At 53.7% G+C, this 24748-nt stretch carries 21 protein-coding genes and 1 pseudogene; 9 read left to right on the forward strand and 13 right to left on the reverse strand.

Annotated elements, in window-relative coordinates:
• Positions 1 to 67: 67 nt before the first annotated feature.
• Complete coding sequence (locus INT21_RS08065) at positions 68 to 2518, reverse strand: sensor domain-containing protein (RefSeq protein ID WP_193059344.1); 2451 nt, start codon at positions 2516 to 2518, stop codon at positions 68 to 70.
• 137 nt (positions 2519 to 2655) lie between these two features.
• Between INT21_RS08065 and hemC the strand changes: the two genes are divergently transcribed.
• Genes hemC through INT21_RS08085 form a run of 4 tightly spaced genes read left to right on the forward strand, consistent with a single transcriptional unit; the run spans position 2656 to position 7148 of the window.
• Complete coding sequence (gene hemC / locus INT21_RS08070; protein ID WP_089040238.1) at positions 2656 to 3600, forward strand: hydroxymethylbilane synthase; 945 nt, start codon at positions 2656 to 2658, stop codon at positions 3598 to 3600.
• Complete coding sequence (locus INT21_RS08075) at positions 3597 to 4376, forward strand: uroporphyrinogen-III synthase (RefSeq protein WP_193059343.1); 780 nt, start codon at positions 3597 to 3599, stop codon at positions 4374 to 4376. Before hemC ends, INT21_RS08075 begins: the two co-directional genes overlap by 4 nt.
• A gap of 16 nt (positions 4377 to 4392) precedes the next feature.
• Positions 4393 to 5886 carry a uroporphyrinogen-III C-methyltransferase gene (locus tag INT21_RS08080; RefSeq protein ID WP_193059342.1) on the forward strand — a complete coding sequence of 498 codons (1494 nt, stop codon included), beginning with the start codon at positions 4393 to 4395 and terminating at the stop codon, positions 5884 to 5886.
• Entirely contained in the window at positions 5883 to 7148 is a 1266-nt protein-coding gene (locus INT21_RS08085) for a heme biosynthesis HemY N-terminal domain-containing protein (RefSeq protein ID WP_193059341.1), read from the forward strand. Before INT21_RS08080 ends, INT21_RS08085 begins: the two co-directional genes overlap by 4 nt.
• Before the next feature lie 232 nt (positions 7149 to 7380).
• On the opposite strand, the pseudogene INT21_RS08090 reads toward INT21_RS08085, so the two are convergent.
• Positions 7381 to 8613, reverse strand: a pseudogene (locus tag INT21_RS08090) (dienelactone hydrolase family protein).
• Between the two features lie 218 nt (positions 8614 to 8831).
• Here INT21_RS08090 and INT21_RS08095 point away from each other — a divergent pair.
• Positions 8832 to 9851, forward strand: a complete 1020-nt coding sequence (locus INT21_RS08095; RefSeq protein ID WP_193059339.1) for an AraC family transcriptional regulator — start codon at positions 8832 to 8834, stop codon at positions 9849 to 9851.
• A 204-nt stretch (positions 9852 to 10055) separates the two neighbouring features.
• Positions 10056 to 11039, forward strand: a complete 984-nt coding sequence (locus INT21_RS08100; protein WP_193059338.1) for an AraC family transcriptional regulator — start codon at positions 10056 to 10058, stop codon at positions 11037 to 11039.
• A 182-nt stretch (positions 11040 to 11221) separates the two neighbouring features.
• Here INT21_RS08100 and kynA read toward each other — a convergent pair whose 3' ends face one another.
• From kynA to antA, 10 genes are all read right to left on the reverse strand, one after another.
• Positions 11222 to 12082: a tryptophan 2,3-dioxygenase gene (kynA, locus tag INT21_RS08105; protein ID WP_193059918.1), complete on the reverse strand. Its 861-nt coding sequence runs from the start codon at positions 12080 to 12082 to the stop codon at positions 11222 to 11224.
• A gap of 274 nt (positions 12083 to 12356) precedes the next feature.
• Positions 12357 to 13616 carry a TRAP transporter large permease gene (locus INT21_RS08110; protein ID WP_193085032.1) on the reverse strand — a complete coding sequence of 420 codons (1260 nt, stop codon included), beginning with the start codon at positions 13614 to 13616 and terminating at the stop codon, positions 12357 to 12359.
• A complete protein-coding gene (locus tag INT21_RS08115) occupies positions 13613 to 14179 on the reverse strand; it encodes a TRAP transporter small permease (RefSeq protein WP_193059608.1) in 567 nt (188 codons plus the stop codon). Before INT21_RS08115 ends, INT21_RS08110 begins: the two co-directional genes overlap by 4 nt.
• 10 nt (positions 14180 to 14189) lie before the next feature.
• Positions 14190 to 15173, reverse strand: a complete 984-nt coding sequence (locus INT21_RS08120; RefSeq protein ID WP_051626399.1) for a TRAP transporter substrate-binding protein — start codon at positions 15171 to 15173, stop codon at positions 14190 to 14192.
• A 42-nt stretch (positions 15174 to 15215) separates the two neighbouring features.
• The gene (gene catA / locus INT21_RS08125; RefSeq protein WP_193059580.1) at positions 15216 to 16190 is read right to left on the reverse strand and encodes a catechol 1,2-dioxygenase; all 975 of its coding nucleotides are present in this window, start codon (positions 16188 to 16190) and stop codon (positions 15216 to 15218) included.
• A 65-nt stretch (positions 16191 to 16255) separates the two neighbouring features.
• Positions 16256 to 16546 carry a muconolactone Delta-isomerase gene (gene catC / locus INT21_RS08130; protein ID WP_089040225.1) on the reverse strand — a complete coding sequence of 97 codons (291 nt, stop codon included), beginning with the start codon at positions 16544 to 16546 and terminating at the stop codon, positions 16256 to 16258.
• 28 nt (positions 16547 to 16574) lie between these two features.
• Positions 16575 to 17699 (reverse strand): muconate/chloromuconate family cycloisomerase, encoded by a 1125-nt coding sequence (locus INT21_RS08135; RefSeq protein WP_193059581.1) that lies wholly within the window; start codon positions 17697 to 17699, stop codon positions 16575 to 16577.
• A 7-nt stretch (positions 17700 to 17706) separates the two neighbouring features.
• Entirely contained in the window at positions 17707 to 18723 is a 1017-nt protein-coding gene (gene antC, locus INT21_RS08140; protein ID WP_193085033.1) for an anthranilate 1,2-dioxygenase electron transfer component AntC, read from the reverse strand.
• Positions 18724 to 18742: 19 nt separating this feature from the next.
• Positions 18743 to 19228, reverse strand: coding sequence for an anthranilate 1,2-dioxygenase small subunit (gene antB / locus INT21_RS08145; protein WP_193085034.1), 486 nt, complete (start codon positions 19226 to 19228; stop codon positions 18743 to 18745).
• A gap of 3 nt (positions 19229 to 19231) precedes the next feature.
• Positions 19232 to 20620 (reverse strand): anthranilate 1,2-dioxygenase large subunit, encoded by a 1389-nt coding sequence (antA, locus tag INT21_RS08150; RefSeq protein ID WP_089040221.1) that lies wholly within the window; start codon positions 20618 to 20620, stop codon positions 19232 to 19234.
• A 296-nt stretch (positions 20621 to 20916) separates the two neighbouring features.
• Between antA and INT21_RS08155 the strand changes: the two genes are divergently transcribed.
• On the forward strand, positions 20917 to 21771 hold the full coding sequence (locus INT21_RS08155) for a DUF72 domain-containing protein (RefSeq protein WP_193085035.1): 855 nt from the start codon (positions 20917 to 20919) through the stop codon (positions 21769 to 21771).
• A 153-nt stretch (positions 21772 to 21924) separates the two neighbouring features.
• Positions 21925 to 23268, forward strand: a complete 1344-nt coding sequence (locus INT21_RS08160; protein ID WP_193085036.1) for a sodium-dependent transporter — start codon at positions 21925 to 21927, stop codon at positions 23266 to 23268.
• Between the two features lie 135 nt (positions 23269 to 23403).
• On the opposite strand, the gene INT21_RS08165 is transcribed toward INT21_RS08160, so the two are convergent.
• Positions 23404 to 23622: a PA3496 family putative envelope integrity protein gene (locus INT21_RS08165; RefSeq protein WP_089040218.1), complete on the reverse strand. Its 219-nt coding sequence runs from the start codon at positions 23620 to 23622 to the stop codon at positions 23404 to 23406.
• A gap of 217 nt (positions 23623 to 23839) precedes the next feature.
• On the opposite strand from INT21_RS08165, the gene hexR reads away from it, so the two are divergent.
• Positions 23840 to 24694, forward strand: a complete 855-nt coding sequence (gene hexR / locus INT21_RS08170) for a transcriptional regulator HexR (protein WP_038479662.1) — start codon at positions 23840 to 23842, stop codon at positions 24692 to 24694.
• Positions 24695 to 24748 lie beyond the last annotated feature (54 nt).

Genomic DNA, 24748 nt, shown 5'->3' on the forward strand with positions numbered 1-24748 from the left:
AGTCATCGTTATCAGAAAGTGTACCAGAGTCGCCGCACTCAGCGGCATGCCGTTTTATAGTCGTTTTTCATGTCGGCGAGGTCTCAGCGTCACTAAACGGATAAGGAGATTCGTGTAATAAGCTACGTATGGCTGAAAATGGCATCGGACGAGCAAAGTAGAAGCCCTGAAAATGCTTGCTATGGCGTGCGCTGAGATATGCATACTGCTCTGCCGTCTCTACGCCTTCGATTAATACCTCAAGACCCAGCTTGGCCGCCATGGTTACCACGCCATCGACAATCGCAGCATCCCGAGTGTCGTTGACCACGTCGCGCACAAATGATCGATCAATTTTAAGCTTGTTAATCGGCAAGTGTTTGAGATAGCTAAGACTGGAAAAGCCGGTTCCGAAATCATCCAGCGCAATATGCACACCCAGCGAACGCAGATCCTGCAATGTTTGTATGACATGCTCCGTACTGTCCATCAGTACGCCTTCGGTAAGCTCTAGCTCTAATAATTCGGGTGCCAAGCCTGTCTGCTCAAGCACCCGTTCAATAGATAACAAAAATCCCGCGCGCTGAAACTGCATGGGCGAAATATTCACCGCCATGGTAATAGGCACATTTGCGCTCGCGTTCAATCTGACAGCATCACGACACGCCCTCTCCAACACCCACTCACTGATCGGCATAATCTGTCCGGTATCTTCTGCCAAACTAATAAACTGGCCAGGAGCAATGTTGCCACGCTCAGGGTGATACCAGCGAATCAGCGCCTCTACGCCAGAAACTCGACCCGTGGAGCCATGTATTTGCGGTTGGTAATGCAGCTCAAATTGCGACTGTTCTATGGCTTGTTGCAACGCATGACGTAAATTAACCCGTTCAGAAACTTTACGATTTAGCTCATCGGTATACCACTGATAGGTATTACGCCCTTGCCGCTTGGCTTTATACATCGCCAGATCCGCCTGCTGTATAAGCTGGCGCGGTTCGCTAATCATTCCATCATCAGTGGCAATTCCTATACTGGCAGTAATACGTAGCTCGCTGCCTCGATACCAGTAGGGCGCAGAGAGACGAGCGAGCAGTCGCTCAACGACCTGCATGACATCTTTTTCATGGGCTAAATCAGGCAATAGAACGATAAACTCGTCTCCCCCAAAACGCGCCACGGTATCCCAAGGGCGCAGCTCTTCTTCAAGGCGCTTGGCGACCTCAATTAACATATAGTCGCCTACCTCGTGACCAAGCGTGTCATTAATCGGTTTAAAGTCATCTAAATCGACAAATAGCGCGGCTATATAGCGGTGATACCGCTTAGCCAGCTGGCAGCCCTGTGCCAGTCGCTGGTCGAGTAACAAGCGATTAGGCAAGCCTGTTAATGCATCGTGGCAAGCGTTATGTCGAAGCTGCGCTTGGTATTCGCGCTGGGCAGTAATGTCATTCTGTACACCAATGAAGTGCGTTACAGCGCCCGCAGTATCGCGCACAGGGGAAACATACAGATCATTCCAAAATGGCACTCCGTTACGACGGTAATTGCGCATCACGACATGAACGTCTTGCTGCGCTCGAATCCCTCTGCGCAGCTGATCCAGCGTGGTGGGATCCGTCTCTTCGCCCTGCAAAAAGCGGCAGTTTTGCCCTATCACCGTACCCCGAGAGTAGCCGGTAATTCGCTCAAAAGCCGTGTTCACATAAACTATTGGCAAATCATGCCGCTGAGCATCAACAATGATGACACCATTGATACTCGATTCAACGCTCCTCTCTAGCAGTGTAAGCTGCCGTTCTGTCGCTTTGCGCTCAGTGATATCTTGGGTTGAGCCCTGAACCTGAACAACGTGCCCCTGTTCGTCTCGTACGGCTTTTCCAATCACTCTTACCCATCGCCTTACTTCTTGTCGAGTGATGATCTCTAGCTCTTCATCAAAGCTGATACCGTGCTCGCAACAGGCTTCAAAAACCTCACGGATACGCTGCCGGAAGCTCGGCGCATAGAAGTCAATTGCCTCCTCAACAGTGGGTTGAAACCCGGGCGAAACGCCATGCAGGCGACACACCTCGTTCGACCAAATAGGCAGTCTTTCGGACATATCAACATACCAGCCACCAATCAGCGCTGTCTCGCCAACTATTTGGAAGAGCCTCTGATTACGGATGAGCTGTTTCTCGATGGCTTTTCGTCGCGAAATATCACGGGCGACTACGTAAATGACCCCTTCCCCCACCACAGCGGTCACTTCTAGCCACACCATTTGTCCCTCAGCCGTCAGCGCTCGAACATCAAACGGAGGTACTCTCTTTTGGGACTGGAGACACGCCAATGCTTCCTCGACAACCGGGATATCGCGACGGTCCACTACCTTGCTGCATGGCTTGCCTATCCATGCGCTAGCGGAATAGCCCAGCAAGGTTTCAAACATAGGATTGACGTTAAGTAAAATGCCTGCGAAATCAATACTAAAGAATAAGTCTTGTGATAATAAAAAAAACTGGTCTAACTTGCCTTGAGATTTAGCAAGGGGCATGGCATTACCTAAATATGTGGTTTGCCTGACAACACTGGCCTTAAATTCAGCCGGTTATTTTTACTGTGTGGCTGGGTGCTTTATGATGAGACTTATCATAGTTCGTCGCGACCTGTAAGCGACAAAGGGAGAACCACGTGTCATCCATCACTAAACTGCGCATTGCCACGCGTAAAAGCCAGCTTGCCATGTGGCAAGCCGAGCACGTCCGCGACCGCTTGATGGCGGCACACAGCGGCCTGGAAGTCGAACTTATTGCGCTCTCCACTAAGGGCGATAAAATTCTCGACACACCGCTTTCCAAGATTGGCGGTAAAGGGCTCTTTGTGAAAGAGCTAGAAGATGCCATGCTCGATGGGCGTGCAGATATCGCCGTTCATTCAATGAAAGATGTTCCTATGCACTTTCCCGAAGGGCTCGGTCTTTCTGTCATTTTGGAAGGCGCCGATCCGACCGATGCGTTTGTTTCTAACCACTATACCAGCATCGACGAGCTACCAGAGGGTGCTCGTATCGGTACCGCTAGTCTGCGTCGTGGCTTGCAAATACGTGAAGCGCGCCCTGATCTGCAGATTCTTAATCTACGCGGAAACGTACAGACTCGCTTAGCCAAATTAGATGCGGGCGAATTTGATGCCATTATTCTCGCCACCTCTGGCTTGAAACGCTTAGGTCTCGATGAACGAATTGCCCAAGCACTGCCGCCTGAAATATGCCTTCCTGCCTGTGGCCAAGGGGCACTAGGCATCGAGTGTCGCCTCCATGACCCCGAGCTAATCGGCTTATTAGCCCCGCTGGATGACCCCGACACTGCCACCCGTGTACGTGCCGAACGCGCCATGAACACCCGTCTTGAAGGCGGTTGCCAAGTGCCTATCGCAGGCCATGCCGTGCTTGATAAGGCAGGCGATACTATTTGGCTGCGCGGTTTGGTTGGCAACCCAGAAGGTACAGAGGTACTGCGTGCAGAAGGCAGCGGTTCCATTCATGAGCCCGAAGCCCTGGGTATCCGAATCGCCGAGGATCTGCTGGATCAAGGGGCAGGCGATATATTAGCCGAGGTGTATGGCCGCAACGTATGAGTCAACCGGTACTGATCTGCCGCCCCGGTGAGCGGGGTGAGGCCCTAGCAGACTCGCTGCGTGCTAAGGGAGCTTCTGTAGAGCACCTCAATGTTATGCGCTTAGAGCCGCTGCCCGAGGACCACGTTCAACGTAGCGTGTGGTTAGATATTGATCAGTACCATAAAATAGTGGTGGTCAGCCCCTTTGCCGCTTACTGTTTAAGCGAGGCGCTTGATCGCTATTGGCCACAGCTGCCTGTGGGCATTGATTACTATAGCGTAGGCCGTGCGACGGCAAGCATGCTCTTTGAACAACTGGGTGTGCGTGTCCATATTCCTTCGCCTGACTACGGAGAAGACACGAGCGAGGCGCTGTTGTCACTAGCCTCACTCAAAACGCTTACGCATCAGCGTATATTGCTAGTGGCTGGTGAAGGTGGTCGCTCATTATTAGCCGATACATTGAGCGCACGTGGGGCCAACGTGACCCGCATAGCCGTGTATCGACGTGTATATCAAGCGCCAACGCCTGCCCTGCAACAACGTCTATTAACCGGCGATTATCGAGCGTTAATCGCTACCAGCGGCGAACTGCTTCAACATCTGGCAAGATGGTGTGAACAAGCAGCGTTGAACCAACCGCTAATCGTTTCCAGTCACCGTTTAGCTAAACTGGCCGGTAAACTGGGTTTTCGTGACCTCAAGGTGGCGTCGGGAGCAACACCAGCTGCACTGGCAGCGGCGTTGGGTCGGTCCTGCAACCCGAAGGGTGCCGATGTCGATCAAGGAACTTAATAAGGGCTAGCGACAGATGAGCAAACAACCAAATGATCAGGAAGGCGTACACAACGCGTCTGCCGATACAACTCAAAACGACGCTAAACCGAGCGACACCTCCGCGTCAGCCGCGTCGGGCGGCGAAACGTCAACAGCAGGCAATACGGCAGCATCTTCTTACGCCGCTAAAAACAGCCGCTCGCGTCGCCGTAATAAAGCGGGCTCTAGCGCGCCCAGTGCCAGCACCGCCTCAGCGAACGTCAATAATGACCAAGCCTCGCCCCAACCAAGCGACGCGCCCAAACAGACAGCTGATGCTAAATCTTCTGCAGATACTAAATCTTCGGCAGACACTAAGCCGTCAGCAGGTACCAAGCAGACGGCAAGCGCCAAGCCAACGAGCAGTGGCAATAGCACGTCTAGCAATAGCGCGTCTGGCAATGCTGCGCATGTCCCGCCCTCTTCTAAGAACAGCACCACGAACAGTGGTGGTGGCAAAGGCAGTGGTATCGCCATTGCATTGGTGATTATCCTGGCACTTGCCGTCGCGTTTGCTGCTTGGCAAGGCTGGCAACGCTTGGATAACCAGCAGCAGCGTATAGACGAGCTCGCCCAACTGACACAAAGCAGTGCCTCGCAACAGGCAGTTAGCAACCTAACATCGCGCATTGAGAGCAGCGAAGCCGAGCGCACCCAAGCGCTGAATAGCACGATGAGCGAACTGCGTAGCGAGCTGGACAGCTACCGTGGCGAGGTCAACAGCACATTAGACAACGTGCTAGCTCAGCTTTCTCAAGAGCAGGAGACCGACGAGCGAGACTGGCTTCACGCTGAAGCCGCCTACCTGCTACGGTTAGCCAACCAGCGCCTGCAACTGGAAGGTGACGTTGGAGGTGCTGCCGCCCTGCTGCGTACCGCCGATGCTCGCTTGGTCGATGCCGACAACCCTGCATTAACGCCAGTACGTCGTGAAATTGCTAACGAACTTGCCGCCCTGGACGCCGTACCACAGGTTGATCGCACAGGTATTTATCTTGCATTGAACGCTCAGCAAGAGCGTATTGCTGGCCTACGCCTGTCACAAGAGATCGAAGAGCGCGCCGTTACCTCTAGCATTGAACAGCCGCCCACGGGCACTTTCCAACGTCAATTGGCTCGCTTTGGGGAAGAGCTAAAAGATCTTGTGGTGATTCGTCAGCACGACGAAGCGTTAGAAACACTGATTACACCCGAGCAAGAGTCCTATCTGCGTCAAAGCCTACGCCTGATTCTTGAACAGTCTCAGCTGGCACTGCTTAAAGAAGAGCAAGCGCTTTTTGAGGCAAGCATCGATAAGGCACTGGCGCTGCTCAACGGCTACTACGATACCGAACGAGAAGAGACGCAAAGCGTTATTGCTCGCCTGCAAGAACTGAAGCAAACCCAGGTGCAGCCTGAGTTACCAGACATCAGTGCTTCGCAACAGGCACTAGCGGGCTTTATTGAAAACCGCTTTGAGTCGCGTCGCCAAGGTGGAGGTGATGCATGAGAAAGCTAATTCTCTTAATTGTTGCCGGCTTAGCGGTCGGCGCACTGTTCGGGCACCTGATGATGTCGGTGCCAGGCTACTGGTTAATACGCGTTGGTGACACCTCGGTACAAACGTCGTTTTGGTTCGGCTTGGTGCTGCTACTGGGTGCCTTCATCGTTTTGCACTTTGCATTACGCCTGCTCAGCGGCATTATTCGTCCGGTCGGGCGTTTTCGCACCTGGAATAGCCGTGCCCGCAATCGTCGTGCCATGAAACGCACCGTGCGCGGCTTGGTGGCCTTAACCGAAGGCCGTTGGAAAAAAGCCGAGAAAACGCTGGTGCGAGCGGCTGACGATTCCAGCACACCTCTTGTGAACTACCTCTCTGCGGCACTGGCGGCGCATTACCAAGGTCACCACGAAATGTCTCAGGAGCATTTAAATCAGGCTCAGCTCACTACCGAAGGGGCTGATACGGCGATTGGCCTGATGCAAGCTCAACTGATGATTGATCGTCAGCAGCCTGAAGAGGCGCTGGCCATTCTGAATCGTCTGGATAAGAAGCTGCCCAACCACCCGCAAGTCCTCAAGCTGCTTAAGCAAGTGCACTTAAGCGTTAACGATTGGGAAGGCTTACGCCAGTTAATACCCCGTTTGGCAGCGCAAAAGCTGATCACTCAGCAAGAACGTGAGCAACTGGAATTCAAAGCATACCGTGAATTGATTATTTTTGAGGCAAAAAACCCCACGAATATCGAGCGTGTACGCGGGCTATGGGCCGATATGCCGGACTATCTACGCGGCAATACCGAGCTAATCGTGCTCTATACCGAGGCGCTTTTACAGGCCAACGAAGAGCCTATTGCTGAGCGCTTGCTTAATCACTCACTGGACAACCACTGGGATGCGCGCTTAGTAAAACGCTACGGCCTACTAAACGTAGACGCTGCGCGCCAGCTAGCAAAAGCGGAAAAATGGCTGCAAGAACGCCCCAACGATCCCGAACTATTGCTGACCTGTGGCCGACTATCGCTGCGTACTGGTAAGTGGGAAAAAGCACTGGAGTACTTTGAAGCCAGTCAACGTCAACGCCCCAGCGGTGAAGTATGCGCCGAGCTTGCTCGCCTCTATGCAAGCCTTGGCGAACACAACAAGAGCCAGCTCTACTACCGGCATAGTGTCGATATGCTCGCTAAATCACTGCCCTCGCTTCCACAGCCAAGCGATGCCAATGACAGCAAACAAAGTGAGCTCAAAAAAGGCGTTAAACAAAGCGCTTAACGTCGTTAGCAAGCCGCTAATGAAAAAGGGTGCCCATCATGGGCACCCTTTTTCTTTACGTGTTAACGCGTTTTTTTTGCCAAATCTGACGGTGTTTCAACCGCGTCATCAGCAGCTAACTCAGACGTACAATGGTAAAGAACCGAGCAGCTTGCGCTGATCAAGCAGAAAACGCTCTCTTAACATCAAGTGGTTTTGAGGTGATTGCTACGAGTAGGCAGGCACAAATAGATCAGCGATTGGCGCTGTTGCCCCAAGTGTGCATCAGTTCGTTGGAAGGCCAGGTTTCGTCTAGCAATTTAACGGCTGTCTCATGACCTGCTACTGGCAACCCTGTCGGGTCGAGCACCCCGATCTGCACCAGTAGCGAAGCCTGATCCCAGTAAATATGTTCATGATAGAGCTTGTCGCCGCGGAACTTGACGATGGCGACGAGCGGGATTTCCACATACTTACCGGTGGGCGCAATCCCTGGTAGCAACCAGTCGATCTCGCGATCGTGGGTAAAGCAGAACAATGTTTCATCAACGATTTGAGTCGCCCCGATAGTGCGTGATAGAGGAATCAGGGTAGTGTCGGCGGGATTACTGTCGACGAAGTGATGCTTGTAGAAGCGATAGAGCTGCCGATACCCCACCCCGCCCGTGAGCGTCGGGATATGGTTGACATAGGGCTGTTCCACCATGGTGGCCATGGTGTCGTCCACGTTGCGGGTAGAAAACTCATACTCGCAATGCTTATCCCACAGCGCCGAGAGATCGTAATGAGGCCCTATCACATTGCGAAAAGCCGTCACCGAGCGCTGGTGGGCCATGAGCGCTGAGGGCTTGTGGTAGTGCTCTGAATGAGGGCGGGCAAAGGCATGATCCACACCCGGGTATAGATACAGCTCGATATTATCCTGCTCGCCCAGGGAAGCTTCTATCGCCTCGCGGGCGGCGGCGGGACAATATTCATCCTGTTCGGCGAAGTGCAGCACTAGAGTCCCACGGATGTTTTTTGCCTCGTCCAGATGGTTCTCGATTCCCATGCCGTAGTAACCCACCGCGGCATCTACATCACAACGACAAGCCGTCAAATAGGCCAGACGGGCACCGAGACAGAAGCCCAGGGCACCTACGGCACCACTGCACTCTGGACGCGACCGTAGGGTCTCGACAGCAGCGGCGATATCTTCAATACCGAGCTCCTGATCGAAGCCTTAAAATAAACCAAAGGCACGTTGCCAATCCTCCGGGGTATAGTCTAATTCAATGCTAGGCGCCTGACGCCAGAACAGATCCGGTGCCAGCACCACATAACCCTCTTCAGCGTAGTAATCGGCGATTTCACGGATGGTGGCATTAACACCGAATATTTCCTGTAGCAGCACAATCCCGGGGCCGCTGCCGGAGGCGGGAACGGCCAGATAACCAGTGAAGTTTCCGCTGCCATCCGCTGCCTTGATCTCGATAGAAGTGCCCATGTAGATACCTTTCGTTGTTGTTGGCGGGTCATTGCTAAAGTCCACGCCATCACCTTAGACAAGAAAGTAAGCACTTCACGATCCGCTAACTGCCATCTCTATCCGCTGAGTGCAGAAAGTAATTTGCCAAGAAATGAATCAAGAAAATCGCTATTTATACTGAAAGGACTTTCGACACTCCCCATTGATGCGGGCACATAACAACAATTGAGATCCTTATGACAACGCAACAATCACTACCCCGTTGGATGAAGCAAGCCCTGATGGAGGATCATCGGAACTTGGTATTCAGCTCGACTGCCGCAGAGGAAACACGCACAAACGTCGCCAATATCTTTAAGTCACATCATCTGGAACCGTTGAGTCACGGTGGCAAACTGTCTGCCCGCCTGCACTCAGTAGCGCTGGGCTGCGTCTCCTATAACCGCCTCGCCTATGGCGGAGCTGTGCGCATCGACCCTGAGCGGCTCGAGCACTTCTACCTGATTCAGATGCCCCTACAGGGACAAGCCCGGATTGACAACGACGGCGAACAGATCGACTCGGGACAGCTGCTGGCCTCAGTACTCAACCCCACGGCACGACTCAGGATGCACTATAGTGAAGATTGTGATCAGTTGATGCTACGTATCGAGCGTGAAGCACTAGAGCATGCCTGTAGCCGCTTTTTGGGACGCCCTCTACGCGCCCCTTTAAGTTTTCACCCCGTAATGTACTGGCGCGACACGCCCAGCTGGTTCAACCTAATCGGCTATATCACTCGGCTGCTCAAGGAGTCACCGGAGGCACACCAAGATCCGCTGATTTCCCCCCAGCTTGAGCAATTGATCATCCATACCCTGTTAACGACTCAGCCCCACAATTACAGCGATGCGCTGCGCCAAGGGGATAAACGCCTCGCCCCACGCCACGTCAAACGGGTGGAGGAGTATATCGAGGCCCATGCCCAAGAGCCGCTGACCCCGGCTCAGTTGGCGTCGGTGGCTGGTGTTAGCCTGAGAACCCTCTATGCCGGCTTCCGAGATTTTCGCCATCAGAGCCCCATGGAAACCTTACGCCAGGTGCGTTTAGAAAGAGTCCGGCAGGCGCTGCTAACCGACACCGACACGGCGACAATCACCGACATTGCCATGGGCTGGGGCTTTACTCATATGGGGCGCTTCAGCCTCAGTTATCGTCAGGTATTTGGCGAATCGCCCAGCGAGACACTACGAAGCCGGTGTCTCGTCGGCCGGTAGCGAGCAGAAAGTCTGCGGTTTTGTCTTTATTCAGGCGGCTAAAAGCAATACTTTTAGACGAATAGCCATTGCTTCACCAAAGTGGCAAAATAACAATACAAGTTCGCAATGCGCACTTAAAGACGACATGCGAACAAACCCTCGACCGCGCTACGGCCTCAAGGCCCCAAAATAATGATTACTGCGGCGAGGCTAGGAGGAAACATGACCGTACCTATGGCCCGACAACAAATCACCGCCGAGTTTCGTCATCCCGACTCGGCCTGCCGCTGGATGAGCCAAGTCAACGGCCCCCATCGTCTGGAAGTACCTCAACCGCGTCAGCTCAGCTTTCGCCATCAAGGAACCTGCCTAGGCAGTGTTTCGATCGGTACCATCGAATACGCCACTCGGGTAACCGTCGACATTGCCGATCTGACCCACAGCTACAGCATTAGTTTGCCCCTTCAGGGCACCCAGAGCATGGAGTATCAAGATAAAGCCTTCGACTCTGATACTGCCGTGGGAGCGATCATCTCGCCTAGCCAAACACTGCGCCTGAGCATGGACGAGCAATGCCAGAAGCGCCTTGTACGCCTCTCCCGCCAAGCCCTTGAACACAAGCTATCACAGCTGTTGCACCGCCATTTATCACAGCCAGTCATCTTTGAACCACGCATGCTTCTAAGCGGAACGGTGAAAGAGTGGTGGCAGATGGTAGCTAACCTGCAGGAAATGCTGCATGCCGAAGGTTCACTCTGCGATATTCCCGAGGTGTGGGGCAATTTCGAGAACTCACTGATTACCAGCCTGCTGTATACCCAGCCTCACAACTACACAAGCGAGCTACTCGGTCGCCAACAGGGGCGCCCTGCCTACCTGAGTGACTTAGAAGCGCTACTCCATGAGTCCTTGGATCGCTCCCTCGGCCTAGCCGAATTGGAACAAGCGGCTGGCGTCTCACGAGAACGGCTCTATCGAGACTTCCATACTCACTACGGAGTCTCTCCCATCGCCTACTTCCGCCAACTGCGTTTCGACTATGTGCGCCAGCGCCTGGAACGAGCCACCCCCAACGAAAGCGTATCGAGCATCGCCATGGATTGCGGCTTCCAGCAGTTGGGGCGCTTTTCACAGGAGTACAAGGTGCGTTTCAGCGAACTGCCCTCGGAAACCCTAAAGCGCTCGGCCACTGTACTGTTACAATAAAAGCCCCTGCCTTACCAGTGCCAAGCACAGATACTTATCTACGATAATGAAACCGCCAAAAAAGATGGTTTATTTTGCATATAAATCATCTTTTAGCACATAGCATGGTAAAGAGTCACAGCGGTTTCAATAACCATGAGACATCATTTTTATTATCAATAACAGAACCCACCAATCGTTGGCTACATAGTGGTTCTAACTGACCAAAGCTCAGGAAAAAACTTCAAATCCAATGCCTTTTTAAGATAAGACACACCCGTTGTTCCTCCCGTCCCCGCTTTATAGCCAATAATTCTTTCTACCGTTTTCATATGACTAAAGCGCCACTTGTGGAAATTGTATTCGGTATCAATCAACTTCTCGGCTAGCTCATACAGATCCCAATACTGGTTAGTATCGCGATAAATATCAGCCCAAACGGCCTCTACTTCGGGTGAAGCCACATACGGCTCAGACCAATCTCGGTTAATCACTTTTTCGGGAAGAGAAAAGCCGCGTCGACTCAATAATTTAAGACAACAATCATAAAGGCTGGGTGCGTTTAAAACATTCGTCAGGTGTTGATAGTTTTTAGGATGCGAGCGATGCACTTCAACCAGCCCTGGATGTTTATTTCCCAGCAAGAATTCCAGCTCGCGGTACTGATACGATTGAAATCCAGAACTTTGACCGAGACTATCACGGAAGGAAATATAATCTGCTGGCGTCATGGTAACTAATACCTCCCAAGCCTGAATCATTTGCTCTTGGATGCGTGCTACCCGAGTCAACATCTTTAGAGCTGGCCGCAGCTCGTCGACCATAATATTATTAGCGGCCGCATGGGCTTCATGAAGACACTGTTTAAGCCATAATTCAGAGACTTGGTGAATAATAACAAACAGCATCCCATCGTGTACGTCAGAGCGTGGGCGCTGGCAAGATAACAGGGGCTCTAAGTCCAGATATTGCCCATAACTGATATCCTGATTCCAGTGAACATTTCTTTCGCCTTTCAAGCTTAACGCGCTTTGGCTAGCGTTTTTATTATCATGATCGCTCATAGTCACTCCATTTAAGATATTTATAGCTTTTATTCACCCTCCACGGGGCTGTTTTAAACAATCTCATACTATTAATTGTTTAAGAAGAAACTAGCATTTAAATACTCGATAATTTCGAAGTAATCGCCCCCCCCCCCTCTCGACCACGGTCAGCCCAATGGAAGGCATCCGTGATATTGCCAGTCAGGTAGCCATGAATAGTTTGAAGGTGGGCGGCCCCCTTAAGGTCACACCTTGAGGGGGCTCTGCTACTTAAAGGTTGTACATCCGTTTTCTAGAGGAGTGCCAGCGTCAGCCAGGGCTGCCAAGCTAACAACACCAAGGTCACAAGACTCGCCAGCAGGAATGGCAACAATGCCAGGAAGATACGCATAGGCGGCACCCCCGTCATGGAAGAGGCAATAAACAGTCCTGCACCCACTGGCGGCGTCAGAAGTCCCAGCACTAACGTCAGACAGACCACCACACCAAACTGGTAGGGAGTAATATCAAACTGCTGGGTGGCAATCGGCAGCAGGATGGGGACTACCAGGATCAGCGCAGCGATACCATCGATGATCATTCCCACCAGTAGCAACACCCCCACCAGCAACAGCAGAAAAATAAAGGGGTCGGTGGTCAAAGCAGCGATCCAGGCGGCAGCCATTTGCGGCAGTTGCTCGTAGACGACCACCCAGCCGAAGACTCCAGCAGCAGCGATCAACATGATCACCAGACCGGCATTGATAGCGGTGCGTTTGAGTATCTCGGGCAGCATGGCGACTTTCAAATCACGATAGAGATAGCGCCCTAATAGCAACGCCACCAGCGAGGCGAGCGCCGCCGATTCGGTGGGAGTCGCTAAGCCCAGCAGAATACCGCCGATGATAATCAGCGGTATCGACATGGCTGGCAGGCCCATCTTCAGCGCTTTTATTGCTTCTTGTCGACTCAGCCACTCTCCCTTGGGGTATTGCTGTACCAACCCCATGATGGCGATAGTCAGAAAGAAGGTGCCGCCTAGCAGTAGGCCCGGCAAGATACCGGCGATAAACATATCCGCAATGGGCACCTGGGCCATCACGCCGAACAGCACGAACAGCATCGAGGGCGGGATGATGGGTGACAGCAAGCCGCCAGCAGCGGTAATGGCCGCACTATAGGGCTTGTCATAGCCCTCCCGTTCCATGGCTGGCACCATAGCCCGAGACATGATGGCGATCTGCGAGGCGGCAGAACCGATAATCGCTGCCATCATCATGTTGGCAACCAGATTGATGTAGGCCAAGCCACCGCGAAAACCACCCACCAGCAGCCGTGCCAGGTCGATCAATCGGCGAGTTACCCCACCTTCGTTCATCAACTCTCCGGCCAGCATAAAGAGTGGAATGGCCAGCAGCCCATAGCTCTCGATGGCCGCGAATAACTGCTGAGGATAGGACTCAAAGAGCACGGTATTACCCGATACCAATATATAGAACAGGGCGGTAAGTGCCAGCACCAGGGCAATGGGCACCGCCCCCAGCAGTAGCACAGCAAAGACAGCGACAGTCATCGGGCCACCTCCTCTTGAGTGGTGTGGGATGCCGGACGACCAAGATTGCACAGCGATTGGCATAAATTGATCAGACTGTGGAACAGCAAGGAAGCGGCGAACCAAGGAAGAATCAGCCACACCCAGAACTTCTTGATACCCAGCGTTGAGGTATTCTCGGCATAGATGAAATTGAAGGTCTCGCCTTGAAAAGCCTGAATATCGAATCCGCTCTGCCACAGCAGTAGTGGCTGATACCAGCGCCAACAAAGCCACAGCAGAATCAGCGCGAAGAGCGCCACCATGAGGTCGACAAACAAACCTACCAGGCGCTGACAAGAGGTCGGCAAGAGATCAGTGAACAGCGTCACAGCAATCCCTTGGCGCCGTTTAAAAACCGCACTGGAGATCAGCAGAGTCATCCAGATCATGGCGTAGATAGCCAGCTCGCTGATCCAGTAGATCGGATAGCCGGCGGCACGAAAAGCCACATTGACAAGGATCAGCAGGGTCACTGCCGCCGCTAGGACAGCGGCAGTGATCTCCTCTCCTTTGGCAAGTCGGTCAGAAAGTCGTGACAACATCACGTCGCCCTCATTCACGTAGACGGTCGGCTTCCTGGCGAAGCATCTCCAGTCTCGGAGCTTTCTCACCCCAGATTGCTTCCCACTCGGCAATGGCGTCGCCGAAGAACTCAGCATCGGCCTCGACAATGTTCAGACCAAGCTCACGGATCTCAGCTTCTTGGGCAGCATCCTTAGCCTGAAAGCCGGACAGGACATTCTCCAGGTGCTCAGCCATGGCGGTCTCGATCAACTCACGATCCTCCACTGAGAGTTCGCGCCAAACCCGACCGGAGACCACACCCACCATAGGGAACATCATATGGTTGGAGATCAGTAAGTTAGGCGCCTGCTCATAAAACTTGAGGATCAAGATAGAATCAAAGTCCATGTCGATGGCATCTACCTGGCCATTAGCCAGAGCGTCATAGACTTCGAGCAATGGCAACGGGGCTGGAGCCGCGCCAGTGGCAGTATAGAAGTCACGGATTGGCTCAAAGGGGGTGATACGCAAGCGCTTCCCGCTCATATCGGCCTGGTTCTCGATAGGTGCCCGAGAGAGCACCTGCCGCATGCCTACCATGCCATAGCCAACGCCGACCATACCCACGCCCTGGGGCATCAGGTCGAGCAGTTCACCGGCAGTGTCGGAACGCAGTAGGCGCGCGGCATGATCCACATCATCAACCAGATAGGGCGCATAGAGGGCACCGAAGTCAGGAATCCGATTGGAAATTTCAGCGATGGTCAGAAAGGCCATGTCCAGCGCGCCAGTCTGCAATTGCTGAACCATCTGTGCTTCGTTACCGAGCTGCTGAGCCGGGAAGACACTGACGCTGTGCTCGCCATCAGAACGCTCATGAAGGGTGTCGGCAAAGGCCACAGCTTCGGTGGACCAGAGGTGCTGGGGAGGTGTAATTACCCCCAGGCGGAAATCGCGAGCCTGGGCAGAAACGGCACCAAAGAGTAGAGAGGCCGCCACGGCAGTGCTCAGAAAGGCTTTTGTAGGAGTCATAATGGGTCTCTTATATAGTTTTTATGTGGTTTGAAAACAGACTCAGACCTTCGCTGTACCGGCCAGTTGACTGGCGAGATCCTGCTCATCTTCTTTAGCCCGCGGCCGGGCATGACGCACCTGTAGCTCGGGTGCCTCAACGTTGGCCAGTGCCACATTGAACACCACATGAGAAAACGGACCGTCTAGTTCACGCTTGGCAATCTCGGCGGGGTCCTCAATACGTTCGGCAGTGACGACCAGCTCTTCACGGGTGGCAAAGGCAAAGTCGTCATAGGTGTAGGGATCACCCGCCAGGTTAATCTGAGTGGTCAGGTGCTGGTGGCCCGGAGCGGAGACGAAGTAATGAATATGCGCTGGACGCTGCCCGTGACGTCCCAGAGATTTCAGCACTACATCCGTGGGCGCACCTTCGGGTACGCCGTAACCAGAGGGGATAATGCTACGCGCGGTGTAGTGACCTTCGCTGTCGGTATAAATCGTACGACGCAGGTTGTACTCAGATTGCGAAGGATCAAAGAAGGAGTAACCTCCATGGGAGTTGGCGTGCCAAATCTCGACCTTCGCGCCAGCAATCGGCGTGCCGCTCACGTCACGCACCTGACCGGTCAGCCACATGGTCTCACCGTCGTTATCCTGACTATCGTCCATGCGGGCAAAACCTTCGGCTTCCGGGGCGCCAGCGACATACAGCGGGCCTTCAATAGTACGCGGGGTGCCGCCAGTGCGTTTGGCTTCGGCATCGATAGCGTCTTGGCGCATATCAAGGTAGTGATCAAAACCAAGTCCAGGAGACAGCAAACCAAACTGAGTTTGGCTACCCAGCGAATTGAGCAGATTGACCGCCGCCCAGTACTCTTCCTCGGTCACATCGAAGTCATCGATTAGCTTGAACAGATCAGATACCAAGCGATGCACAATTTGTTTGGCGCGATCATTGCCACCGGTTTGGCCAAAGCCAGCAACGGTTTTGATGAAGTCTTGCACGTCGGGAGTGTCAAAAATCTTCACGGTCATGGTGAAACCCTCTGTTTGTTATAAGCTGTTGTTATTAATAAGAACTAACCTTGCACCTGGGTATATCAGCTATCGTCGTCACGCACTGAAGAGGGGTGACGACACAGCGGTTTGACGCTGATCTCCATATAGGGAAACAGCGGTAAGTTGCTAACCAATGCTTGCAGCTCGGCGTTATCTTCAACGTCAAAGATGCTGACGTTCGAGTAGCTGCCTGCCACCCGCCATAAGTGGCGCCATTTGCCCTGGCGCTGCAGGTCTTGGGAGTAGCTCTTTTCAGCAGCCTTAATATCTGCCGCTTGCTCGGCGGGCATATCCGTCGGCAATTTAACGGTCATTTCTACCTGATACAGCATGGCGCTCTCCTCCTCGGCTCTTACGCGACTAGTCTTTACGTGAGTAGTGCGTAACCTTGTCTTCATCTAGCGTGATACCCAGCCCCGGCCCTGTCGGTAAGTCGACGCCAAAGTCATGGTAATTCAGCGGTTTAACGACGATGTCGTCTTTGAGCAGCAGCGGGCCGAACATCTCCGTCCCCCAGGCCATTTCTGGTAGCGTTGCCCAGGCGTGGAGTGACGCGGCAGTGCCGATGGTGCCCTCCAGCAAGGTGCCACCGTACAAGCCAACCCCCGCAGCTTGGGCAACATGGGCCAGTTCCAGCACGCCGTACATGCCACCGGCTTTGGCAATCTTCAGCGCGAAGGCACCACTGAAACCGCCGCAGACAAGGTCAAGCCCGTCGCGAGCGTCTTGTACTGCCTCGTCAGCGAGCATTGGCACATTGAAACGGTTAGCCAGTCGGACCAGCCCGGCATGCTCACGAGCAGGAATGGGCTGCTCGATCAGCTCAATACCGGCCTCCTGCAGTGCCTGAATACCGCGAACCGCGGTGGACTCATCCCACGCTTGGTTGACGTCAACGCGCACGCTGGCGCGATCCCCCAAGGCCTCTTTGATGGCCGCCACGTGACGTACATCGTGATCCACCGGATGTGCGCCGATCTTCAACTTAAAGTCACAATGCTGGCGCTGCTCTAAGCGCAACTGCGCTTCGTCGATATCCTTGGCGGTATCGCCACTGGCCAGCGTCCAGAGCACCGGCAAATGTGTTTGGCGGGCGCCGCCGAGCAGCTCGGCCACGCTTAGCCCCAAACGTTTTCCCTGAGCATCGAGCAGCGCGGTTTCCAGCGCCGATTTGGCGATCATATTGCCGCGGATGTGGCGGTTAAGGCGGGCGCGTAGCTGATGAATATTGCCTGACGGTTGACCGATCAGCAGCGGCGCTAGGTAGGTATCAATATTGCGCTTGATGCTCTCTGGGCTTTCTGGGCCGTAGGCAAGGCCACCAATGGTGGTGCCTTCGCCTAGCCCTTCAACCCCATCCGAGTGGCGCATGCGCACAATGACCATGGTTTGGCAGGCCATAGTGGTCATGGAAAGCTTGTGTGGACGGATGGTTGGTAAATCGACCAGCACTGTTTGAATATCTTCAATAGAGACGCCGCGCATAGAAACCTCAACTAGAGATAAATTTCTCAAAAAACACTCGGCATTCGCCCACCGGATTTTCCTCAAACCAAGTCTTGCTAGCCTCAATCATCGGTGGCGGCCCACACAGGTAGGCATCGAAGGGCTGGGCGAGGAAGTCGAGATCGAAAAGGTCACAGACCACGCCCTTGTTGCCTTGCCACGCTTCGGAAGGCGTCATTACAACGGTGCCAAAGGCGAAGTCGGGCAGCGTCTCGGTGAAAGCTTCTAGGCGCGCGAGCTCACTGAGATCCTGCTCCTGGGTTACTCCATAGACGAGACGAATCGGCTGTTGGCACTCGCCCTTTTCGGCCAGTTCCTCAAGCATACCGAGGAAGGCAGAAAGGCCTGTGCCGCCAGCCACCATCAGTAACGGGCGCTGTACCTCACGGAGATAGAAGGCTCCCAAGGGCGCCTCCAGAGAGATGGCATCGCCCACCAGGGCACAGTCGCGCAGGTAATCGCTCATCACACCGCTCGGCAACAGGCGAATCAAAAAGCGCAGCTTTCCCTCCTGTACCGCCGAGGTGGCAAAGGAGTAAGCCCGCCACTGATCGCTACCCGGCACCTCGATGCGAGCATACTGACCAGGCAGGTACGGCAATGCCTGAGTGGGATCGTCGAGGGTGATCTCGAGGATGGCAGCACCATCGGAGACCTGCTCCACGGCGCTGACAGTGCCGTTATGCACCTCGGTAGCCACACTGCAGACGTTGGAATCGATATCGAAGTAGAAAGAAGCCTGACTGGAGCGCAGGCGAGTCTGGCAAGCCAATACATGCCCTGCGGAGACCTCCTCCTCGGTCAAGGCTTCCTCATCGATATACTCGACGTCGACATCACCGGACTCGCGCAGGCAGCGGCAGGTACCACAAACCCCTTCCCGGCAATCCACCGGCAGATTGACTCCGTGACGCTGAGCGGCATCCATCAGCAGCTCATTCTTATCGACCTTGACGAAGCGGGTGGTGCCGTCCCGAAAGACAATGGCGGCTGTGTTATGCATGACTCGCCCTCCAGCAACATCAGACGTGGTAGAAATCCAAGACGGAATCGATCTTGTCGTTGAGCAGTACCGTGTGCTTACGGGTAATCTTCCAGTCGTCGCCATCACCACGCAGCGTGTAGTTGGCCGTGCCGAAGAAGTAGCCGCTCTCACCGAAGCGGTGGAAGTGAGTGACCCAGTTCACCTTAGCCTGCACCTGACCATCATCACGTGGCGCCCAGCGCACGTTATTAATCAGATGCAGCGTGCGGGGCATCGGCGTGGAAGCAGCGGACTTACCAGTACGCAGGCGGAAGATGCGATCCTCAATGCCCGTGCGGTCCGCGTAGTACATCAGCGACATCTCACGCTTCGGGTCCTGGGTGATCTCGTGGTCGCCCTTCCACTGAGGGATATGAAACTCACACTCTGGGGCGAACTGGTCTAAATAAGCATCCCAATCCTGGCTGTCACAGAGTTCGGCGACCTGATAGAGAAACTGTTCGATGGATTGCTGCTGGCTCATGACTTATACCTCCTGGAGCTTGAGTGCTTTCTTCTCGAGACCCGCGAGCAGCATTTGCTGCCAGCTGCCGTGCTGGTTGACGTAGAGTCCCTCATGGGTGAACTCGGTTCCGGTGATCACCGGTTTAATCCCGAGCACCTGGCTGTTGTGGGTCTCGCCGTACTCCCAGCACTGGTAGCCCCGGGAAATGTCATTCCACTCAGTGGCCCGCGCTTCGAAGCCACGCTGTTGCTCACGGAACTCCACCAGATCATCGGGGGTCCCCATGCCAGAGACATTGAAGAAGTCCTCAAACTGGCGGATACGATTCTCGCGATCAGCATCGGACTCGCCTTTCACGCCCAAACAGAGGCTGATCACTTCCGTCTTGTTCCAAGCCACCGGGCGCACGATGCGCAGCTGGGAACTGATCTGATCCATGAAAAACAGGCTGGGGTAGATGTTCAGGTTACGCAGGCGGTGCATGGTCCACTCAGCACGCTCCTGGGGGAGCTGCTCTAGTAGGCGCGGCATCACCGCAGCGTAACCAGGGCGTACCTGGGGGTTAGGCATGTCACTGAACAACAGGCTGTGGCCGTTATTGAAGGAGAACCAACCATCGTCGGTATCTTTGTCGCCAGCACCTAGCTTGCTGTAATCGAGGGTGTCGCCACTGCTACCCTTCTGTTGGGCTTCCAGCTCACGGCGGTGCTGTACGGTGGAAACGTAGTTATAGTGCACAGTGCTGACGTGATAGCCATCCAGACCGTTCTCGTTCTGCAGCTTCCAATTGGCGTTAAAGGTGTAACGGGACTCACCGGGCAGCACTTCCAGCTCACCATCCTTCGCCTGCTCGACCATCATGTCGAAGAACAGCGTGGTGTCACCGAGGAACTCCTTGAGACTGACGGTGGATTCTGTGTCCAGACTAATAAAGACGAAGCCACGGTAGCTTTCGATGCGCGCCTGGCTCAGGCCACGGCTGGCCTTGTCGAAGTCTTCGGGATATTCGCTCGGCGCCTTGACCTTGACCAGGCGGCCATCGGACTTGTAGCACCAGGCGTGGAACGGGCAGGTGAAGGTGGACTGGTTGCCCTTGCCAACCCGGGTCAGGGTGGCCCCACGGTGCTGGCAGGTGTTGGCCAGCGCGCGCAGCTCTCCCTTGCCATCACGAGTGATGATCATCGGCTGACGGCCAGCCTGCATGGTAATAAAGTCGTTCTTATTGGGAATTTGGCTTTCGTGGCAGGCGAAGATCCACTGCTTTTCGAAGATGAGTTCCATTTCGAGATCGAACAGCGCCCGATCGGTGAACATGTCACGAGAAACCCTAAAAACGCCTTCATCGGGACGGAAGTCGATACAACTCTCGACGAAAGCCTGCCAGTCGGAGGGGGAGCGATATGCAGTCATGGGTCGTTACCTTTTTATTACTTATGAGGTACGTCTAACCCTAGAGGCTTCCCCCAGCCTTCACTATGCAGTTCTTGGAGGAACACTATGCACTTTTTTGCTCATCCTCCGAGAGCAGTACTGATCGATCGGCGCCAATGCTCACCCAAGTAGTTCTTGTCTATTTAAACGTCGCAACAATGCCCTAGAAACTGTGCCCTAGAAACTGTGTTCTAGAAACAGTGCCCTAGAAAAGCACCTAAACGCTTCTATGAAACAGTTACACTAGTATAAAGATAACCACGAAAGGCCTTAACATGACGCTACCGCTTTACCTTGGTCTGCCCATGTGGGCCAATCAGGATTGGCTTGGCACTCTCTATCCAAGGCATGCCAAAACTGACCTGTTAAGCGATTATGCGGCGGTCTTTTCAAGCGTTGAGGGCAACACAACGTTTTATAGCGGCGCACCAAAGGCAGAAACGGTGGCCGCGTGGGCGCGGCAAGCCCCCCCTCATTTTCGTTTCTGCTTTAAACTTCCTGCCACAGTCACCCATGACCAGCGTTTAACCCAGCCAGAAAATGCCTGGGCGTTTCTCGAAGCACTCACGCCCCTGCATGATCGCCTTGGCCCTACCATGGTTCAGCTACCACGTGATTTTGGCCCTTCGGAGCTGCCACAACTAGAAGCACTACTTGCTCAATGGCCGACCCACTTGCCTTGCGCAGTGGAGGTACGCCACCCCGCTTTTTTCCTTAAAGGAGACGCTGAAAAAGCCCTGAACCGCTTGTTAATAACTTATTCAGCCAACCGCGTAATGCTCGATGTTCGCCCGCTGTTTTCAACACTCGCCAATGACCATCCTGGCTTAGCGCATGCTCAGCAAGAAAAGCCGAAACTCCCGCTACACGTGCTTTCCACAGCAAATTATCCAGTCATTCGCTTTATTGGCCATATTGACAAAACAATTAATAGGGACTACTTCACGCCGTGGATAGACAGGCTCATCCTGTGGATAAGTCAGGGGAAAACCCCTTTCTTATTTGTGCATACTGCTGATAATCGAGCGTCACCAGAACTGGCGCGCTGTTTGTACCATAAAGTTCAACAACGCATCACTTTGCCAGCGCTTGCGTCATTCGCCGACGAGAAGCAGAGCCAACTGTTTTGACCGATCTTTTTAGGCTAACTGACTGGCAACCCCCACCACGATCGGATAAATTGCGCGTACTTTCGGAAAATAACGTTAGAACATTTCTCTTTTCCGAAAATCAGCACATTAGGCTTATAACGCCTTATTACAATTAACGAAACAGGTGATTTCATGGCAAAACTTGCACATGCACAGTGGTCATCGCGCATGGGGTTTGTGCTAGCGGCCGCTGGTTCAGCCGTTGGCCTTGGCAACATTTGGCGCTTTTCTTACATGGTGGGCGACAGTGGTGGGGCAGCTTTCGTGCTTGTCTACCTTGCTTGCGTGGCGTTGGTGGGCCTGCCCATATTGGTGGCTGAATGGATGATTGGCCGCCGTGGTCAGAAAAATCCAATTAACACCATGGCTGACCTAGCAGCCGATCATGGTAAATCCAAGGCGTGGGCGTTAATCGGGGTGAGCGGCGTATTAGCGGCGTTCCTGATTCTGTCTTTTTACAGCGTCATTGGGGGCTGGTCGCTGAACTACACCCTCAGTTCAGTCATTGGTACGTTTAACGGCCAAGATGCTGATGCGATTAGTGGCCTTTTTGGCGGCATGCTGGCTAGCCCGACGACCCTGCTGCTTTGGCATACTGCCTTTATGGTGCTCGTCATTGGTATCGTCGCACGTGGCGTAACCAAGGGCCTTGAGAGCGCAGCACGGTTGCTGATGCCTGCTCTGGTGGTATTAATGCTGATACTGGTGGGCTACGGCATGACCAGCGGCTATTTTGGTGAAGCGCTAGCCTTTATGTTCAGCCCGAATTGGGATGCACTCGACGGCGGTGTTGTACTCGCCGCGATGGGACAAGCGTTCTTCACCCTATCGCTGGGTATGGGCATCATGATGGCTTACGGCTCTTACCTAGGCGAAGACGTTAACCTGATCAGCACGGCACGCACGGTGATCATTCTTGATACGGTGATTGCACTGCTAGCGGGACTGGCGATCTTCCCCATTGTGTTTGCTAATGGTCTCAGTGCTGGAGAAGGTCCAGGCTTGATCTTTGTCACGTTGCCATTGGCTTTCGGTAATATGGCTGGCGGTACAATTTTGGGCTTGATGTTTTTCTTACTGCTGACCTTTGCTGCCTTAACGTCAGCAATTTCCCTGCTGGAACCGACGGTAGAAATGCTTGAAGAGCGCACTACAATGTCTCGTGTCACCGCTACCTTAACAAGTGGGATTGGCGTCTGGGTACTCGGTGTCGCCGCATTGTTGTCGTTTAACGTGTGGTCTGAGGTGCTTTTCTTCGGCCTTAATATTTTCGATCTACTCGATACGTTTACCAGCAAGATCTTGCTGCCATTAACCGGGCTAGGGGCAATTATATTTGTTGCGTGGTGTTTGAAGCGTGACAGTGTAGAGGCTGAACTGGGGCTTTCGTCCACAGGCGTTAGCGTATGGAACGTCATCGCGCGCTTTATAGCGCCCGCAGGCGTTATTGCAGTGTTCGTCACAGGGCTACTCTAAGCCCTCACTGACAATCAGCACTATTGAGCAGTACCGCCCTGTGCATGAGCGGGGCGGATCTGCTTCAGCGTTCTACAATCCCTTAGGTATACTTTTTAAGCCTACCTTTTTAAGTGCACTCTTTAGTGCACTTTTTTAATGCAGTTCGCTCTCTTGCTGCTCGTCATCGTCTGGCATGGGGGCGATATCTCGCGATAGTTTCTGAAACTCCCGATGCAGCTCGATACCCCTACGCGCCCTTAGGCTACGCTGGGCGGCGCTGCGCCGACGCTCAACATGCTCATCCACTTCCATACTCATAAAGATGTCGAGCAGCTCGCTTTTTACCGAGGTGATTCGTTCGACGTTTCTCATAATCGACGTTCCTCCAGGTGAATATGCCTACGTCCACCTGCATCCGTGACGACTGTTTATTTAAATGATGCAGTGCGGCACTTCACTTCTTACTATAACCTACTTGACAAAATGATGACGAATCCAGCTGAAATGCCCTAACGGCGTTTAAACGCATGAGTCAATCGCATTTATACTGTGTCTGCATAAGTACTAAAGAGAATTTAAGGAGCTTAATGTGAGCCGCGCCCTGTTCGATGAAATGAGACGCCGCATGGAGCACTTTCGTCGCTCCGAGCAAAAGGTTGCGCGGTTCGTACTGCGCAACCCAGACGAGGTCATCCATATGCGGATTGTCGACCTCGCAACAGAGGCTAAAGTTAGCGAGCCCACCGTCGTGCGCTTCTGTCGCGCACTCGGCTGTAATGGGTTCCAGGACTTTAAACTCCAACTTGCCCAGATGCTGGCCAGTGGTAGTCAGTTTGCCCAGTTCTCTATGAACGATAGCGACTCGGTTGCCGAATTTTCCCACAGCATTTTCGACTCCACCGTGGGCACACTTTTATCGGTGCGCGACCGGCTTGATAATGATGCCCTCGGGCGTGCGGTCAACGCTCTCGCCATGGCAAACCGCGTTGAGTTCTATGGCTTTGGGGCCTCCGGTGCCGTAGCTTTCGATGCCCAGCACAAGTTCTTCCGCCTGCAGATATCGACCTCCGCTTATGCCGACCCGCATATGCAAAATATGTCGGCGGTCACGCTAAAAGAGGGTGATGTGGTGGTCGCCATCTCACAAACTGGCCGCACCAAAGCACTGGTCGCTAGCGTTCGCCTAGCGCGCGAAGCAGGCGCTACCGTTATTGGCCTGTGCCCGAGTGACTCACCGCTGGCTGGCGAAGTGAGTCTGCCGTTGTATATCGATGTGCATGAAGATACCGAAATCTACACGCCGCTTAGCTCACGAATCGCCCATTTGGTGCTTATCGACGTCCTCGCCGTTGGCGTTGCCAAAACGCGTGGCCCGAAGCTGGCTGAGCAGTTGAAAGCCGTCAAGAAGAGCCTGAATACGCTGCGTTTTCCTGAAGAGCCGTAGTTGCCCATTCGACTGTATGCACAGCCAGTTCACTGGCTGTGCTAAACTGACCGC

It is taken from the genome of Halomonas sp. 3F2F (assembly GCF_014897805.1).
In the GTDB taxonomy this organism is placed as follows: domain Bacteria; phylum Pseudomonadota; class Gammaproteobacteria; order Pseudomonadales; family Halomonadaceae; genus Vreelandella.

Excerpts from the sequence above, each read along its gene's own strand:
- INT21_RS08155 (WP_193085035.1), top strand. The coding sequence starts at position 20,917 with ATGACGCTACCGCTTTACCTTGGTCTGCCCATGTGGGCCAATCAGGAT.
- kynA (WP_193059918.1), bottom strand. The coding sequence starts at position 12,082 with ATGAGCGATCATGATAATAAAAACGCTAGCCAAAGCGCGTTAAGCTTG.
- INT21_RS08135 (WP_193059581.1), bottom strand. The coding sequence starts at position 17,699 with ATGCGCGGCGTCTCTATTGAAGATATTCAAACAGTGCTGGTCGATTTA.
- INT21_RS08160 (WP_193085036.1), top strand. The coding sequence starts at position 21,925 with ATGGCAAAACTTGCACATGCACAGTGGTCATCGCGCATGGGGTTTGTG.
- antB (WP_193085034.1), bottom strand. The coding sequence starts at position 19,228 with ATGAGCCAGCAGCAATCCATCGAACAGTTTCTCTATCAGGTCGCCGAA.
- INT21_RS08075 (WP_193059343.1), top strand. The coding sequence starts at position 3,597 with ATGAGTCAACCGGTACTGATCTGCCGCCCCGGTGAGCGGGGTGAGGCC.
- antA (WP_089040221.1), bottom strand. The coding sequence starts at position 20,620 with ATGACTGCATATCGCTCCCCCTCCGACTGGCAGGCTTTCGTCGAGAGT.
- INT21_RS08085 (WP_193059341.1), top strand. The coding sequence starts at position 5,883 with ATGAGAAAGCTAATTCTCTTAATTGTTGCCGGCTTAGCGGTCGGCGCA.
- INT21_RS08065 (WP_193059344.1), bottom strand. The coding sequence starts at position 2,518 with ATGCCCCTTGCTAAATCTCAAGGCAAGTTAGACCAGTTTTTTTTATTA.
- INT21_RS08110 (WP_193085032.1), bottom strand. The coding sequence starts at position 13,616 with ATGACTGTCGCTGTCTTTGCTGTGCTACTGCTGGGGGCGGTGCCCATT.
- antC (WP_193085033.1), bottom strand. The coding sequence starts at position 18,723 with ATGCATAACACAGCCGCCATTGTCTTTCGGGACGGCACCACCCGCTTC.
- INT21_RS08165 (WP_089040218.1), bottom strand. The coding sequence starts at position 23,622 with ATGAGAAACGTCGAACGAATCACCTCGGTAAAAAGCGAGCTGCTCGAC.
- INT21_RS08080 (WP_193059342.1), top strand. The coding sequence starts at position 4,393 with ATGAGCAAACAACCAAATGATCAGGAAGGCGTACACAACGCGTCTGCC.
- INT21_RS08115 (WP_193059608.1), bottom strand. The coding sequence starts at position 14,179 with ATGTTGTCACGACTTTCTGACCGACTTGCCAAAGGAGAGGAGATCACT.
- catC (WP_089040225.1), bottom strand. The coding sequence starts at position 16,546 with ATGCTGTATCAGGTAGAAATGACCGTTAAATTGCCGACGGATATGCCC.
- INT21_RS08100 (WP_193059338.1), top strand. The coding sequence starts at position 10,056 with ATGACCGTACCTATGGCCCGACAACAAATCACCGCCGAGTTTCGTCAT.
- catA (WP_193059580.1), bottom strand. The coding sequence starts at position 16,190 with ATGACCGTGAAGATTTTTGACACTCCCGACGTGCAAGACTTCATCAAA.
- INT21_RS08095 (WP_193059339.1), top strand. The coding sequence starts at position 8,832 with ATGACAACGCAACAATCACTACCCCGTTGGATGAAGCAAGCCCTGATG.
- INT21_RS08120 (WP_051626399.1), bottom strand. The coding sequence starts at position 15,173 with ATGACTCCTACAAAAGCCTTTCTGAGCACTGCCGTGGCGGCCTCTCTA.